Here is a 17,823-nt window from a genome sequence, read left to right as displayed (position 1 = left end):
CGGGCGACCCCGGCTCAGCTCAGCGGGTCAGATGCCGAGGCCCTTCGCCAGCACCGGCCACGAACGCAGGAACTCGTCGCGCCAGTAACCCCATGAGTGGGTGCCCGAGTCACGAAAGTTCCAGGTTGCTGGGATACCCAGCTGGTCCAGTTTGTTCTGCAGGTTGTGCGTGCAGTAGTTGGTGCCCGCCTCGATCACGCCGCCGATGACGATCTGGTTCGCCAGACCGTAGGCGCCGGGCAGGGCGTACTGGCCGTTGAGCGTGTCGTGCTGGCCCGGAAGGCCGTTGCCGGTGGAGATGTAGAGATCGAGCCCACGCAGCCCCTCGGCGTTCACGTACGGGTCGTTGGCCACCCACTCCGGCCCGCCCTGGGGGCCCCACATGTTTTCGGTGTCGCCGCCGCCCCAGGTCTCGACGGTCAGCTTCACGAACTCCGCGCCGACCGGGTCACTGGTCTGCGCGCATCCGCTATAGGCCGCGACGGCCTTGTACAGCCCCTGCTTGGCGATCGGCAGCGCGAGCACGGTGGTCCCCGAAGTGGACAGTCCCGCGATGGCATTCACGCCGTTTGTGCCCAGCGCGCCGTCGACCAGCGGGGGCAGCTCCTCGGTGAAGAACGTCTTCCACTTGTTACGCCCGAGTACCGGGTCGTCCTTGATCCAGTCGGTGTAATAGCTCCACTTGCCACCGACCGGCTGGATCACGTTGACGTTCTTGTCCGACAAGAACTGCAGCGCATCGGTCTTCGCCTGCCACGAGGCGTCGTCCTCACCGCCGCCCGCGCCGTTGAGCAGGTACAGAGTCGGGCGTGGCACCGAAGCGTCAGCCGGGCGCTGGACGTCGATGATGATCTGCTCATCCATCGCCGCCGAGTACACATACAGCCGGATATTGCGCGAGTTCTTGTATACGGCCTTGGCGATACGCGAACCGTCCGGTGCGGTCGGGTTTCCTAGCAGGCTCTGGGAATCGATGATCGGGTCAGCCGACGCACTGGACGCGCCGAACCCGGTCATGACGCCCGCGAGCACAGCAGTCGCCGCGATCGCTGCCGCGGCACGCAGTCCGCCGCGCCAGGTCTGTCGACGTATCAATTTCGCACCTTCGCTTCGTCTCGAAATTCGCTCTTGCATTCCCCACGCGTCGAGAGTGGATGCCCTGGACACCACGCCCGACCATACGGCCTATGTAGTCGTGACAACAGCGGTCATCGTTACCGCACCGTTGCCCCATCATGCCGGAACGGTCCCGATTCGATCATGGCCGCCCCGCATTCTGTGGCCTATCCAGCGCGTGCGGGGCCCTCCGTGGTTACACAGGCCCCCTCCTCCGGGTCTGACCGCACACGCTGCGTCGTTTCGGGATTCGGATCGAGCAGCTCGGACAATCGAGGACCGATCTCCGCCAATGCTTGCGGCGTTGTCATCTGATCGTGCACGACGCCGACCCGATGGTCCGCGACCCCGCCGTCGACATATGGTTGCCACCTGGACGCCGCAGTATCGTTGCCCACCGCGCTGAAGTAGTCCAACCTGCCGCGGAAGACCTCGGGCCGATGCTCTGCGATGAGTTCGGCCGAGCGCACCGCGCTGCGGTAGATCCGGCGCACCCGTTCGGGGGTGAGTACCGCCATGTCCGGCGGGATCGTGGCATGCAGTGCGGCGAGCGCGTCCTCGCTCAGATCGTGGACGTCGCCGTCGCCGGGCCACAAGGCATCCGCGCCGATGCCGAGTTCGGACAGCGCCTCCCGGACCGCCGCGTGGAAGTCGGTGACGTCGATGTCCGGGCGGCTGTCCAGCATGGTCAGCAGCCCGATCTTCTCGCCGGCGGCCTGCAGTTCGGTCGCCACGGCGTGCGCGAGGACGCCGCCGAGCGACCAGCCCAGCAGACGGTACGGCCCTTCCGGCTGCACGGCGCGGATCTCGGCCACATAGCGAAGCGCCATCTCGGTCAGCGACTCCGGCAGGTAGCCGTCCTCGGTCAGGGCGGGCGACTGCAGGCCGAAAATCGGTGTGGTCGCGGGCACGTAGCGCGCAAGTCCCGCATAACACCAGGACAATCCGTACATCGGGTGCAGGCAGAACAGCGGCTCGGCGGCGGCGGTGTCGTGCGGCACCATCGTCCGAATCGGCAGCAGGACGCCGAGTGCGGCGTTCGAGTCCAAGTCGTAGTCGTGGTCGTGGTCATCCGCCAGCACCGCGAGGATGCGGGCCGACAGCGCTGCCGGGGTGGAATCGGTGAAGAACCACTGCACTCGCACCTGGGCGCCGGTGAGCGTGCGGAGCCTGTTGACCGCGCGCGTCGCGATCAGCGAGTTGCCACCCAGGTCGAAGAAGTCGTCGTCCATGCCGACCCGGTGCCCGTCGTCCAGGTCGAGCACGTCGGCGAACACGTCGCTCACGGTCCGCTCCAGTGGCGTGCTCGGCGCGCGGTACGGATGGTCCGTGACCTGCGGCACGGGAAGCGCGTTGCGGTCGAGCTTGCCGTTGGCGTTCAGCGGCATCGAGTCCAGGACGACCACCGCCGAGGGCACCAGGTAGGACGGCAGCGCACCGCGCGCACGCGACAGCAGCGCGGCCTCGTCGATACGCTTTCCCGGCGCGGCGACCACGTAGGCGACCAATCGGTCCCCCGTGGCCCCGCCCACCAGCGACACCGCCGCGTGTCGCACCTGGTCGTCACCGAGCAACGCGGTCTCGATCTCGCCGAGTTCGACGCGTCGGCCGCGCAGCTCGACCTGAAAATCGCCGCGGCCCAGGTATTCCAGCGCTCCGTCGCGCCACCGCACGATGTCACCGGTGCGATAGCCTCGCTCGCCGCCCGCGCACGCGACGAAACGCTCCGCGGTCCGGGCCGGGGCGCCGAGATAGCCGCGGGCCAGCTGCACACCCGCGAGGTACAGTTCGCCCGCGGCGCCCGGCGGCACCGGGCACAGCTGCCGGTCGAGCACGTGCGCGCGGGTGTTGGCCACCGGGATGCCGATCGGGATCGCGACGGCGGCGGTGTCGCCCACCGGATGGTCGGTGACCACCGTGGCCTCGGCGGGGCCATACCAGTTGACCAGGGCGGCGTCGGGGACGGCGGCGGCGAACCTCGCCGCGGTCTCCCCGGACAACGCCTCGCCCGCGGCGAATACCCGCCGCAGACGCGGGTACGCCGCAGTGGGATCAGCGACGGGGTCGAGGAATGCGTCCAACATCGATGGCACGAAATGCGCAGTGCTCACCGCGTATTCGGTGATGATTCCGGCCAGGTAGGCCGGGTCACGGTGGCCGTCGGGCTCGGCGATCACGATCGCGGCGCCGGTCTGCAACGGCCAGAACAGCTCCCAGGTGGAGATGTCGAACGTGATCGGCGTCTTGTGCAGCACGACGTCGCTGCCGTCGTGCGGGTAGGCCAGCTGGGCCCAGCGGAGCTGGTGGGCCATCTGCCGGTGCGTGATCATCACGCCCTTCGGGCGGCCGGTGGAGCCCGAGGTGTAGACGACGTAGGCGACATTATCCGGGTGGACGTCACTGTCCAGCCGGGAAACCGCGTCCACCGGCAGGTACAGCGTGTCCACCGCGACGACCGGAATCCCAGTCGTGGTATCGAACCGATCGGCCGTGGTAGTCAAGACACATACCGGATCAGCGTTGTCCAGTACGTACTCGTTGCGTTCGGCCGGGTGATCGGGATCGATCGGGACGTAGCCGCCACCCGCCCGCAGCACCGCGTAGAGCGTAACGATCAGGTCGATGCCGCGTCGCATGGCCACCGCGACCAGCGCCTCCGGCCCGACGCCCCACCGCGTCAGCTCCACGGCCAATGCCTGTGCGCGCGAGTCGAGCTCGGCATAGCTGAGGGTGGTCGCACCGAAGTGCACCGCCGGCGCGTCCGGTGTGCGCGCAACCTGCGCGTCGAACAGCGAAAGCAGCGTCACATCGTCGAGCAGTTCGGGCAAGTCGGTGGCGTTGTGTGCGACCAGCGCGGCGCGCTCGGTATCCAGCAGCACGTCGATCTCGCCGACCCGCGCCTGCGGACTGGTCACGAAGCGGCCGATCAGCATCGAAAGTCGCTGCGCGAGAGAATGTGCCGCGGGTGCGTCGAACAGATCGCGCAGGTATCTCAGCGAAACCCGCAGCTGGTTGTCCAGCACCACCATCACGGTGATCGGGTAATGGGTGCCGGTGACGGCACCGACACCGGTGACGTTCATGCCCTCGATGGTGCTGGCCCGGTCCAGTCCTTCCCGGTCCACCGGGAACGACTCGAACACGACCAGCGAGTCGAACAGCCCTTCCACGCCGATGGCCTCCTGGATGTCGCTCAGGCCGAGGTAATGGTGGTCGAGCAGCGCGGCCTGTTCGGCCTGCAGCTGGCGCAGCAGGCCGCCGAGGGTGTCGGTCGCGCCGAGACGCACTCGCACCGGAATCGCGTTGCGGAACAGGCCGACCATCGATTCGACGCCGTCGAGCTGTGGCGGCCGCCCGGACACAGTGGCACCGAAGACCACATCGTCGCGATCGATGCTTCGACCGATCAGAACACCCCAGGCCGCCTGCACCACGGTGTTCACCGTGACTCCGAGGTCCGACGCGAGCCGAGTGAGCGCGGTCGTGTCGGCCTGGGACAGCTCGAAACCGACTTCGCCGGCGCCCGCGAAGATCTCCCGGCCGGGGTCGACCGGCGCCAGCGGCGTCGGCTCGGTGATCCCGGCCAGCGCGGTGCGCCACGCCGTGCGCGCCGCCTCCGCGTCCTGCGCCACCAACCAGGCCAGATACTCACGGTAGGACAGCACCTTGGGCAGGTGCCGCGATGTGCCGCCGAGCGCGTACAGCGTCAGCAGATCCTTCATCAGCAGCGGCATGGACCAGCCGTCGATCAGGATGTGGTGACTGGTCATCACCAGGTGGTGGCTGTCGGCGGCGGAACGGACCAGCGCGAACCGGAGCAGCGGCGCGGTCCGCATGTCGAAATGGTCGGCCAGGTCGGCGGCCTTGATCCGAGCCAACTCGGCCGCCGCGGGGCCCGGTCGCAGCGGCGAGAGATCGATCAGTTGCCACGGCACTTCGAGCGAATCCTGCACGACCTGAACGGGATTGCCCGCCACGTCGTCGGCGAAGGCGACGCGCAGATTGTCGTGCCGGTCAAGCACCGCCTGCGCGGCCGCGTGCATCCGATCGGCGTCCACCGCACCGCCCAGGTCGAGCACGAACTGGGTGGTGTAGACGTCCACCGAGGACTCGGCGAGCAGGGCGTGGAAAAGCATGCCCGATTGCGACGGCGTGACCGGCCAGGCATCCGACAGGTTCGGATAAGCGCGGGCGAACCGGTCGATGTCAGGCTGCTTGAGCCGCACCAGCGGGAAGTCCGACGGTGTGAATCCGCCCGCGTCCGGCCGAAGACCGTGTTCGGCGAGACCGCCGAGCGCGCGGATCCAGTGCTCGGCGAAAGTCTTGGCCTCGTCGCCGCTGAAAGCCGCTGCGGCGTAGTCGAACCGGGCAAGCAAGCCGTCGTCGGTGGCATCGACAGTGAGGAGTAGCAGTAGGTCGTCGGCCGGCGTGTCGGTGTGCACCCTGGCTGGGCGCAGATCCCGATAGCGCAGCGCCAACCTGCCGCGACCGAGCCCGCGCAGGTCGTCCGGGGTGTCGGCGTTGAGGTAGCGCAGCAAACCGTAGCCGACGCCGTGCGTCGGCACCGACCGGCGCAGCTCTTTGATCTGCGCGATCGCCGCACCCGCCGCGGGCCCGCCGAGCAACGCGTCGTCGACGTCGATCCGGGTGAGCCGCAGCGGAAGCGGATATTCGGTGACGAAGCCGCCCACCATGCTTTCCGCGTCGGCGTGCGCCGCCGTCCGGCCGTCGGCGGCCAGGCGGATCACCGAACCGACCGCGCGCGTGACGGTCTCGCCCGCGGAAGTTCGCAGTGCCAGCGCCACCGCGGTGAGCAGGATGTCGTCCACGCCGGCGTGGTAGGCCGCGGCCGCGGCGGCGACTGCCCCAGCGCCTTCCGCCGTAATCGTGAGCGAAACGCGGCTGCGGACACGCAGGTCCCGCCCATCGGCCACCGCGTCCTCCGGCACGGCGCCGAGCGACCGCCGCCACCAGTCCATTTCGGCGACTGTCGCAGGGTCGTGTGCCCGGGCCGACAGCGCACGGATGAGCACGCCGAGACCGGACGCCGGCGCCGCGGGGGCGGCGTGGCGGGCACGGTTCCACCGGGCCGTCAACTGGTCGACAACCGCGCGCCACGAGATGTCGTCGACTACCAGGCTGCTGGCCACGACGATGAGCGTGGAGCGGGCCTCGGGCCCACCAGTGAGCACGAAGTGGATATTGCGACCCTGTTCCGGGTCCAGCGCCGCGGCGGCCGCCAGCACTACGTCATCGATCGGCAGCGAGGTCTCGCCGCGCTCGGGATCAAGCCGGCGGAAAGCGTCACCGGTGCGCTCGGCGACCGCGGGGATGCTCAGCATCGGCGCGCCGTCAGCGGCGTACTCCACCCGCACCCACAGCATCGGGTGCTGGTCGAGAACGGCGGCCACCGCGCCACGCACCACCTCGACAGGGCAGGTCTCGGGGACGTCCAGGGCTATGGCCCGCACCTCCACGCCCGCGTCCAGCAGCCGTGCCGCGTTCGGCGTCAGTGGCAGTTCGCCCGCCTCGTCGCCGGGACTGCCCTCGACTACGGCGGCGCGGGCCAGTGCGGCGACAGTGCGGCATTCGAGGACAGCACGCGGGGTGAAGGTCACACCGCGGGCGCGTGAGCGCGACACCACCCGGATGGAGACGATGCTGTCGCCGCCGAGCGCCAAGAAATCGTCGTCCAGGCCGACCCGGTCGATGCCGAGCACTTCGCCGATCACCTCGGCGATCACCAGTTCGGCCTGGGTTCGCGGCGCGCGGTAGCCGCGGATATCCCTGACCGGTTCGGGCAGCGCCTTGCGGTCCAGCTTGCCGACCGGCGTCAGCGGAATCTCGTCGAGCACCACGATTGCCGTCGGAACCATGTACTCCGGCAGCGCGCGCGCGAGCCGCTCGGTCAGCACGGCGGATTCCAGCGCAGCACCCTTGGCCGGCAGCACGTAGGAGACCAGCATCATCGCGCCGGAGCCGGATCCGCGGCAGATCGTGACGGCGAAGTCGACTCCCGGCTGGGCGGTGAGCGCGGCATCGATCTCGCCGAGTTCGATGCGGAAGCCGCGCACCTTCACCTGGAAGTCGTTGCGGCCCAGGTACTCGACAACCGGTGCGCCCTCGGCCCCGCGCCAGCGCGCCACGTCGCCGGTGCGGTAGAGGCGAGCGCCGGGCGCGCCGTACGGGTCGGCGACGAACCGCGCCGCTGTGAGTCCCGGTCGCGCGTGATACCCGCGCGCCAGCTGGAGGCCGCCCAGATACAGTTCGCCTGCGACGCCTTCGGGCACCGGACGCAGTCTGCCGTCGAGCACCAGCGACCGCATGCCGCGGATCGGACCGCCGATGGTGACCGGATCACCGGGCAGCAACGGGTCGCTGATGTTGGTCATGATCGTGGTCTCGGTGGGCCCGTACCCGTTGTAGAGGTCGCGCCCGGGCGAGCCGGTCCACTTGGCCGCAAGGCCGGCGGGCACCGCTTCGCCACCCACCACGATCGCCCGCATGCCCGCGAGTGCGTCCGGCTCGAGCGAGGCGAGCACCGATGGGGTGAGAAAGGCGTGTGTGACGCCCTCGGCACGGATCAGCTCGGCCAGTTCCTCGCCGCCGAAGGTCAGCGGAGGCGGCACCACGAGACCGCCCGCGGAACCCAGCGCGAGCAGTAGTTCCAGCACCGAAGCATCGAAGGACGGCGACGCGAACGCCAATGCGCGCGTGGATCGGTCCAGCCGGTAGCGCTCCGCCTGCTCGGCGCTGAAGTTCGCCAGTCCTGCATGGGTGACGACGACGCCCTTCGGCAGGCCGGTGGAGCCGGAGGTGTAGATCACGTACGCGGCGTTGTCGCTGTGCAGTGGCCCGCGCAGGTCGCCGGAGGTGAGCGGGCGATCCGAGCGCCCCCCGACCTCGACGGTGAAGTCGGGATCGTCCAAGGCAACCCAGGAAACACCGGACAGGGCGGGCAGATCGATCAGCTCCGCGGTGAGCGTCACGCCCAGCGTCACACCGGAATCGGCGACCATGTGCGCGATACGATCGGCCGGATAGGTCGGGTCGATCGGGACGAACGCCGCACCGGTCTTCGCCACCGCCCACAGCGCGAGCACGGATTCGACCGAACGCCGGATCACGATGGCGACCAGCACGTCCGGACCCGCGCCCCGATCGATCAGCGCGCGCGCCAACTGCGCCGAGGCCGCGTCGAGCTCGATGTAGCTGAAGGTGCGATCGTCCGCGACCACGGCGACGCCGGTCGGATTCGCGGCGACGGCATCGGCCATCAGCTCCGGCAGCGTGCGCGGCGGCACGGCGCCGCCACCCCCGCGCGCGATCAGATCCGCGTGCTCGGAGTCGTCCAGAATCTCCAGGTCGCCGACGGCGGTGGCCGGATTCTGCGCGACGGCAGCGAGAATGCGGCGGAACCTGCGGCCGAACTCGGCGACCGTCTTATCGTCGAACAGGTCACGGGCATAGGTGAATTCGGCGGCAAGACCAGCCTCCCCTCCCCCGTCGGAGCGCTGCTCGCGCACAGTGAGCAGCAGGTCGAACTGGGTGTTGTCGGCGGCCAGGTCGAGCGCGGTGAAACTGAGGCCGGGCAGTTCCGAACTGGTGGCGGCGAGATTCTCGAACGACAGCGCCACCTGGAACAGCGGGTGGCGACCCGCCGAGCGCTCGGGAGCGAGCGCCTCGACCAGCCGCGCGAAGGGAATGTCCGCGTTGGCGAAGGCGCGCAGGCCGGATTCTCGGTTGGCGGCAAGCAGCTCGGTGAAGCCCAGGCCGGGCGCTACTTGGGTGCGCAGCACCACGGTGTTCACGAACATGCCGATCAGATCATCGAGTTCGGGTTCGCCCCGTCCCGTGAGGGGGGTGCCCACGGCAATGTCCTCGGTGCAGGACAAACGAGACAAGAAGACAGCAAACGCGGTGTGCACGACCATGAACAGTGTGGTGTTGTGCTGTCTGGCCAGCCCGGCCAGCGCGGCGTGCACGCCGGCGTCGACGACGAAATCGGTCTTGCCGCCGGCGAATGACTGGGCGGGCGGACGCGGGCGGTCCGCCGGCAGGGTGAGCTCGTCGGGCAGGTCGGCGAGTTCGGTGGTCCAATACGCCAGTTGCGCGCCGGCGAGGGATTCTCGATCGTCGTCGGCGCCGAGCGCGTCGCGCTGCCACAGCGCGTAATCGGCGTACTGGACGCGCAGTGGCGCCCAGGACGGCGCTTCGCCGCCGCTGCGCGCGGCATAGGCCAGCATCAGATCCCTGGCCAGTGGACCCATCGACCAGCCGTCGACGCTGATCTGGTGTGCGACGAAGACGAGGACATACTCGGTGCCTGCGAGCTGGAACAGCCTGGTGCGGAACGGAACCTCGATGGTCACGTCGAATCCGGCGCCGACGACGTGCTGCATCTCGTCGGCGACACGTTCGTCACCGATCTGCGTAAGCGCCAGGTCCACCGGCACCTCATGCGGCACCAGCACCTGCTGCACCGGGCCGTTCGGTGTCTGCGGGTAGCGGGTGCGCAGGATCTCGTGGCGCGCGACGAGGTCGGCGACGGCCTGCTGCAAGGCGCCGACATCCAGGTCACCAGAGAGGCGGAACGCGGCCGGAACGTTGTAGACCGAGGCCGAGGTGTCGAACTGATTGAGGAACCACATGCGCTGCTGCGCAATGGACAGTGGTACCTGGTCGGGGCGCTTCCGAGCAACCAGCGGGAGGCGCTCGCGCTCCCACGCGCCCTGTTCGATCTCGGTCGCGAGTCCGGCGACGGTGGATGCCTCGAACAGAACACGCTCCGGCACAGGCGAATCCAGAGCAACACCGCTCGGCGCCGCCGCGACCTGCGGCGCCGACAATGTCTGCCCACCCAGCGCGAAGAAGTCATCATCCGCACCAACACGATCGACGCCGAGGGCCTCCGCGGATACGCCGGCAACGATTTCCTCGGTCGGCGTCGACGGCGCACGAAACAGCTGAGTACCGAACTCCCGCTCGGACAACGCCTTCCGATCCACCTTGCCGTTCACAGTCAACGGCAACGAATCCACTACCACAAACGCCGACGGCACCATGAACGATGGCAGGCTCGCGGTCAGCTCCGACTTCACCCGCACAACATCCACACCCGCATCACCGGGAACCAGATAGGCCACCAGACGATCGCCGGTTTCCGGATCGGGCTTCGCGATCACCGCCGTCCGCGCGATCTCCGGCAACGCTGACAACGCCGCCTCGACCTCACCCAACTCGACACGGAAACCACGAATCTTTACCTGGAAATCCGTGCGACCCCGGTATTCGAGCTCGCCACTGACATTCCACGTGACAAGGTCACCCGTGCGATACATTCGGGCGCCGGACTGGAACGGATTGGCCACGAAACGTTCGGCGGTCAGATCCACCCGGCCGAAGTAACCGCGAGCAAGTTGCGCACCCGCTAAATACAGCTCACCCGAAACACCCACCGGCACCGGCCGCAGTCGTGCGTCCAGCACGTACACCCGGCTGTTCCACTCCGGCACGCCGATCGACACCGAGTTCTGGTCGTCCTCGGTCACCCGGTGGCACGTGATCGACACCGCCGCCTCAGTCGGACCATACAAATTGAACAGTGCGACATCCGGGTACGTCGCACGGAAGCGCTGGGCAAGCGCAGGGGGCATCGCCTCACCTATGGCGAGTACCCGCCGCAGCGACAACGCCGCGGCGGCGTTGTCGGCGGACACCCAGTACGCCAGTAGCGCATCCAACATCGACGGCACCACATGCAGCGTCGTGACCGACTCCCGCGCCATCAGCTCGCTCAGGTACGCCGGATCGCGATGTCCCTCCGGCGCCGTGATCACCAGCCTGCCGCCACACACGGCAGCCGACCAGAACTCCCACACCGACAAGTCGAACGTCGTCGCGGTCTCGAGCAGCACCGCGTCGTCGCCCATCAGATCGAAGGCGGCGGCCTTCCAGAGCAATTGGTTCACGATCGCGGCGTGCGGCACAGCCACGCCCTTCGGGCGGCCGGTCGAGCCCGATGTGAAGATCACGTACGCCGTGTTCTCCGGACGCAGTGGTGCGATCCGCTCGGCGTCGGCGATCGGCCCGCTCGGCACGGACGCCAGTTCGAGGTCGTCGAGCCGCACCATCGGCACGACATCGGTATCGAACCCGGCGTCGGCGTCGGTCAGCACGCACACCGGCGCGGACGAGGCCAGGATGTAGGCGGTGCGCTCAGCGGGCTGGTCCGGATCCACCGGCACGTACGCGCCACCTGCCTCTGCCACCGCGTACATCGCCACAACCAGATCCGCCGACCGGCGCAACGCCAGCGCAACCCGGGACTCCGGCGCGACACCGATGGAAATCAGATAGCGGGCAAGGCGATTCACCCGGGTGGCCAGCTCGGCGTAACTCAGCTCCCTACGCCCGCCCATAGGGAAGTCCTCGACCAGCGCGACCGCTCCCGGCGCTGTCATCACCGACCGCCGCAGCAACGATCCCAACTTCGCCGCCGTCGCTACCAGGCGTGCGGTGTCGTTCCACACCGCCAACACGTCGGCGCGCTCGGTGTCGGCAAGGATATCGATGTCCCCGACGGGGACAGCGGCATCGGCGACCACGAAGGACAAAATCCGCGTCAACCGGTCGGCGAAGCCCTGCACCGTTGCCGCATCGAAAAGGTCGGTGGCGTACGTGAAGAAACCACCGATACCGGCGGGCTCACCCGACTCGTCATACGCATCACTGACGATCAAATGCAGATCGAACTGCGACACATCCGAATCCGCATCCAGACCCGCCACCGCTAAACCAGGCAATTCGAACGCCACCCGCGCAACGTTCTGGAATGACAACCCCACCTGGAACAACGGATGATGCGCCGTCGAATGCGGCCGATCCAGCACCTCCACCAACCGCTCGAACGGAATATCCGCGTGCGCGAACGCCTGCGCATCGGATTCACGCTGTCCGGCCAGCAACGCCGTGAACGATTCACCCGGCTCGAACCGTGTGCGGAACACCACAGTAATGACGAACATACCGAGCAAATCATCGAGCTCACGCTCACAACGACCAGAGACGGACGTACCGATCGCAATATCCGAGCTACCCGACAACCGAGCCAGCAACACCGCGAACGCGGTGTGCACGACGACGAACAATGTCGCACCGTTCGCACGGGCGAGTTCGACGAGTCCGGCATGCGTCACCGCATCGATCTCGATATCCAATCGCGCACCGGCCATCGACGCCACAGCCGGCCGCGGACGATCCATCGGCAGCTCCAGCAATTCAGGCAGATCAGCCAACTGCCTACGCCAGAACGCGATCTGCCGCGCCGCAATGGATTCCGGATCGGACTCGGCACCCAGTACCGCACGCTGCCACAGCACATAGTCCGCGTACTGCACCCGCAACGGCGACCAATCCGGTGCCGCACCCGCCGCCCGCGCGGCGTAGGCGGCCACCACATCCCGCACCAGCGGACCCATCGACGACGCGTCGGCCGCGATGCGATGCACCGCAACGACCAGGACATAGGTACCGGGTACTCCGCCGACCTGGATCAGGGCTGCCCGCACCGGGACCTCGGCGGTCACGTCGAACGGCGCCGAGGCCCGGGCATACACGGCGCCCGCCACCTCGGTTTCGGCCAGCACTTGTGGGACCACATCCAGGACCACCTGTTCGGCCGGCAGCACGACCTGCGCCGGACCGTCCACGGTTTCCGGGTACACGGTGCGCAGCACCTCGTGCCGCGCCACCACGTCATGCAGAGCCGCACCGAGAGCAGACACATCGAGATCACCGGTCAACCTCAACGTAAACGGCAGATTGTGGGCGGCCGCCGAACCGGCCCTCGCCACAGCATCATCGGCATGATCGAAACGGTTCAGCAACCACATCCGCCGCTGCGCCGACGACAACGGTAACCGCTCGGGACGCGCGATACTGCCCAGCTCCACACCACGCTCCCCCTGTGTCGGCGACTCGATCGCCACGGCATGCGCGGGCACGGCCGGCGTCTCGACCTTCCCCAACTCGATCCGCTGACTACGGACATTCGCCTGAGAATCGCTCCGACCCAGGTAATCGAGCACCGCCTCGTCGGCATACCTGCGCCACACCACCAAGTCACCGGTGCGGTACATCCGCTCACCCGAGGCGAATGGGTTGGCCACGAACCGATCCGCAGTCAGTTCCGGGCGCCGCACATAACCACGCGACAGCTGAACACCAGCGAGATAGAGCTCGCCGGGAACACCCGCCGGTACCGGATGCAGACGGGAGTCCAGCACATACACTTGGGTGTTCCACTGCGGCAAACCAATCGGCACGGTGCGCTCGCCCGCCGTGGCCGAGGCAGGCCAGTACGTGACCGACACCGCGGCCTCGGTCGGACCGTACAGGTTGTGCACATTCGCGGTCGACACCGCACGAAGCGCCGCAACAGTTTCCGGCGGCAGCACCTCGCCGATCACGAAGACGTCTTGCAATGTCGGGCACGAGCCCGGCACGGTATGCGCGGCGAACACCGCCAGCATCGACGGCACGAAATCGGTCACCGTCACTCCGTGCGCGGCAATGGTTTCCGCGATATAGGCCGGGTCGCGATGACCATCGTGTACCGCGATTACGAGCTTCGCGCCCGTACGCAGCGGCAGGAAATAGCCCCACAGCGACTCATCGAACGTTGTCGCGGTCTTCTGCAGATACACATCCGCGGGACCGAGCGGATATGCCGCGAGCATCCACGTGATCTGATTGTTGATCGCCGCATGCGAAATCGCCGCGCCCTTGGGCCAACCGGTCGACCCCGACGTGAGGATCACATACGCCGGATGTTGCGGCCGCACCGGGCGAAGCAGTTCCTCGGGACGCACCGGAGCACTGTCGACATCGTCGAGGTCGATCGCGTCCAGCAGCAGCACCGCGGTGCCCTCGGGCACTTCGACCGCGTCGGTGCAGGTGGTGAGCACGCAGACGGGCTGCGCCGTCTCCAGGACGCGCGCGATACGCTCGACCGGATGGTCCGGATCCAACGGCACATACGCCCCACCCGCCGCTACGATCGCATACATCCCCACTACAAGATCCAGCGATCGCCGAATAGCCAACCCCACCAAGGACTCCGCACCCACACCACGCGAAATCAACAACCGCGCAAGGCGATTCACCAGCGCATCGAACTCACCGTAAGTAAGCTCGACACCCTCGAACACCACAGCGACCATATCCGGGAACGCACCCACCGCGCGCCGATAGCCATCGAGCAACAGCTCGGCGGCCACCGCTTGCCGGGTGTTGTTCCATCCGAGCAGAATTTGCTCCCGCTCCTCGGGAGCCAGCAGATCGATCTCGCCGATCACCCGATCCGGCTCCGCGACGACGGCAGCGAGCAACCGTTCCAGCCGCCAAGCGAACTCGGCGATCGTCGGCTCATCGAACAGGTCGGTGGCATAGGTGAATTTCGCAGAGAAGCCCGCGGCACCGTCCTCGCTCTCGGGTACCACGGCCAGCCGCAGATCGAACTTGGCGACCACGCCGTCCAAGTCCAGCTGCCGCACCGACAGCCCGGGCAGCTCCACGTCCGGCCTGCGCGTGTTCTGGAAGAACAGCGCCACCTGAAAAAGCGGATGACGCGCCTGCGAACGCTCCGGATCCAGCACCTCGACCAACCGCTCGAACGGCAGCTCGGCATGCGAAAACGCCTCCGAATCGGTCTTTTCGACGTCGGCCAGCAGTGCGCGGAACGACGCGCCTGGGTCGATCCGGGTGCGCAGCACCAGCAGGTTGACGAACATGCCGATCAGCCCGCCGAGTTCCCGCTCGCCGCGACCCGATACCCGGGTGCCGATGGTGATGTCGTCGGTACCGGTAAGCCGGGCGAGCAAGGCCGCGAGTGCGCTGTGCACCACCATGAACTCCGAGGCGCCCGTGCGCTGTGCCAGCTCGGCGAGGCCACGATGCACCGAGGCATCCACCTCGAAGGTGTACTCGGCGCCTCGGCCGGAGGCGACGACCGGACGCGGCCGGTCGGAGGCCAGGTCGATCCGTTCTGGAATGCCCGCCAGGGCGCGGCGCCAATAGTCGATCTGGGTTGCCGCCACCGAGTCCGGGTCGTTCTCATCGCCGAGCACCGCGCGCTGCCACAACGTGTAGTCGGCGTACTGCACCGGCAGCGGAGCCCACGACGGCCGTGCCCTGTTGCGCCGGGACAGGAACGCGCCGAGCACGTCCCGCAGGAACGGCACGACCGAGGCGTCGTCAACGGCAATGTGATGCGCCACGACCACGATCGCGTGTTCATCAGGGCCGAGCTCGGCCAGGACGATGCGCACCGGCACCTCGGCCGCGACGTCGAACCCGGTCAGCGCGAATCCCCGCAACCAGTCCAGGAATTCGTGCTCGGCGATCGGCTCGGGCGTCAGATCCGGGACCACCTGAGCGGCAGGCAGAACCACCTGGTACCCCATACCATCCACCGCCGAATACACCGTCCGCAACGACTCATGACGCTCGATCACATCCGCGACCGCCGCCTGCAACGCCCCCACATCCAACGCACCCGACAACCGAATCGCAAACGGAACATTGTTCGCCGCGGAATCAGTACCGAACTGATTCGAAAACCACATCCGCTGCTGCGCCAACGACAACGGAACCCGCTCAGGGCGCTCCACCGGAACCAACGCGTGGCGGTCTCCCGTACCCTTCAGCGGCTTCAGCCGCTCGGCGAGCCCGGCGACGGTGGCATTCTCGAAGATCATACGGACGGGCACCCGCGCCGAGATGGCGGCGCCGAGCTGGTCGGCGACCTTGGCCGCGATCAGCGAGTTGCCGCCGAGCTCGAAGAAGTCATCGTCCGCGCCGACCGCCGCTCCCGGCCCGAGCAGTTCGGCGAACACCTCCGCGACGAGCTCTTCCAGCAGTCCGACGGGTGCGCGAAACATGTTCGTCCGCAAACGCGGTGTGGGCAGCGAATGGCGATCCACCTTGCCCACCGGGGTCAGCGGAATCTCGTCCAGCACCATGATCGCCGTCGGCACCATGTGCACGGGCAGACTCTGCTCGACGAGGGCGGCCAATTCGGCCGCGTCCGCTGTCATCCCGGGAGCGGCGTGTGCATAGGCGACCAGGATCGTCACGCCGCTGTCCAGCTGGTGTCCGACAGTGACGGCGAAATCGACGCTCTCGTGCGCGGCCAGCACCGCGTCGATCTCGCCGAGCTCGATACGGAGACCACCAATCGTCACCTGGAGGTCATTACGACCTAGATACTCCAACTCACCGTCCGCGGTCCAACGCACCAGATCACCGGTGCGGTAGAGCCGGGGATGATTCGGGTCGAACGGATTCGCCACGAAACACACGGCCGTGAGCCCGGGCCGCTGATGATAGCCACGGGCCAGCTGCGCTCCGGCGATATACAGCTCGCCGACCACGCCGACCTGGACCGGCGCCAGACGTTCGTCCAACACGTACTCGGTGATCGCCCGGATGGGCGCACCGATAGAAACCGGCGCGCCGGGCACCAACGGCGCACTGATGTTCGTCATAATCGTGGTCTCGGTCGGCCCGTAACCGTTGAAGAACTCACGGGTTCGCCCACCCGAGACCGGTAATGCCCAGCGCCGCACCAGCTCCGGCGGGCACACCTCGCCACCGACGACCACGACTCGTAGCTCGTCCAAGCCCGCCGGATCCACCGACGCCAGCACAGCGGGCGTGACGAAAGCGTGCGTCACGCCCTCCCTGCGCACCAGCGCGGCCAGCTCGTCGCCGCCGCGCACCGTAGGCGACGCGACCACCATCGTGGCCGCCCCACCAAGCGCGAGCAGCAACTCCAGCACCGACGCGTCGAACGACGGCGACGCGAAAGACAACGTGCGCGATACGTCGGTCACCCGATACCGATCGCGCTGCTCCGCGCAAAAACTCGCCAACCCAGCCTGGGTGACCACAACACCCTTCGGCATACCCGTCGAACCCGAGGTGTAGATGACATACGCGGGATGCTCGGCCCGTAGCTGACGCAGCCGATCCGAATAGGTGACCGGGTCGGCCGGGAATTCCTCGAGCAGCCGCGCGCACTCGGCGGTATCGATAGACAGCCACTCGACCCGATCCGGCAGATCGGCGCGGACTTCGTCGACGGTCAGCCCGAAGACCGCGCCGCAGTCGAGGACCATGTGCTCGACCAGGTCGGCGGGGTAGTTCGGGTCGATCGGGACGAACCCGGCGCCGGTCTTGGCCACCGCCCAGGCCGCGACCACGGAGGCGATCGAGCGCGGAAACCCGACCGCGACCAAGTCCTCGGGGCCGATGCCGCGTCCGATCAGCAACCGAGCCAGCCGGGTCGACCACTCGTCGAGTTCGGCGTAGCTGAGCCGGGCCAGCGTGCTGTTCGCGTCGGCGAATACCAGGGCGGTGCCGCTCGGATTGGCCTCGACGGCGGTGACCATCAGCTGCGGCAGCGTAGTGACGCGGGGCCGCCGTATTCGGATCGGGTGCACGCGGGTCGGGCGGGTCATCCGCGTATCACTTCCGCAGTCTCGTCACACCGCTGTCCGACTGCCCGAACCATCGAGATGCCTCACCTTGTCTGTTGTTGCCACATGCAAGTCATGCTGCCCCTTGCCCGTGATCATCGAACGAGCGCATACCGATCGTTACGAATCCGCAGGTGGCCGTATCCGCGACCCGTTTCGGGTCGCG

The 17,823-nt window shown here is 67.8% G+C and carries 2 protein-coding genes; both read right to left on the bottom strand.

Annotated elements, in window-relative coordinates; translation table 11 throughout:
* Positions 1-27: 27 nt before the first annotated feature.
* Positions 28-1,017, bottom strand: coding sequence for an alpha/beta hydrolase (locus OH799_RS28265; protein WP_406282688.1), 990 nt, complete (start codon positions 1,015-1,017; stop codon positions 28-30).
* Between the two features lie 266 nt (positions 1,018-1,283).
* Positions 1,284-17,639 carry an amino acid adenylation domain-containing protein gene (locus OH799_RS28260; protein WP_406270143.1) on the bottom strand — a complete coding sequence of 5,452 codons (16,356 nt, stop codon included), beginning with the start codon at positions 17,637-17,639 and terminating at the stop codon, positions 1,284-1,286.
* Positions 17,640-17,823 lie beyond the last annotated feature (184 nt).

The sequence above is a fragment of the Nocardia sp. NBC_00881 genome, from assembly GCF_045207455.1.
Taxonomy (GTDB): domain Bacteria; phylum Actinomycetota; class Actinomycetes; order Mycobacteriales; family Mycobacteriaceae; genus Nocardia.
Note: the sequence above shows the minus strand (reverse complement) of the source record. Positions and strands in the feature narration are given on the sequence as shown.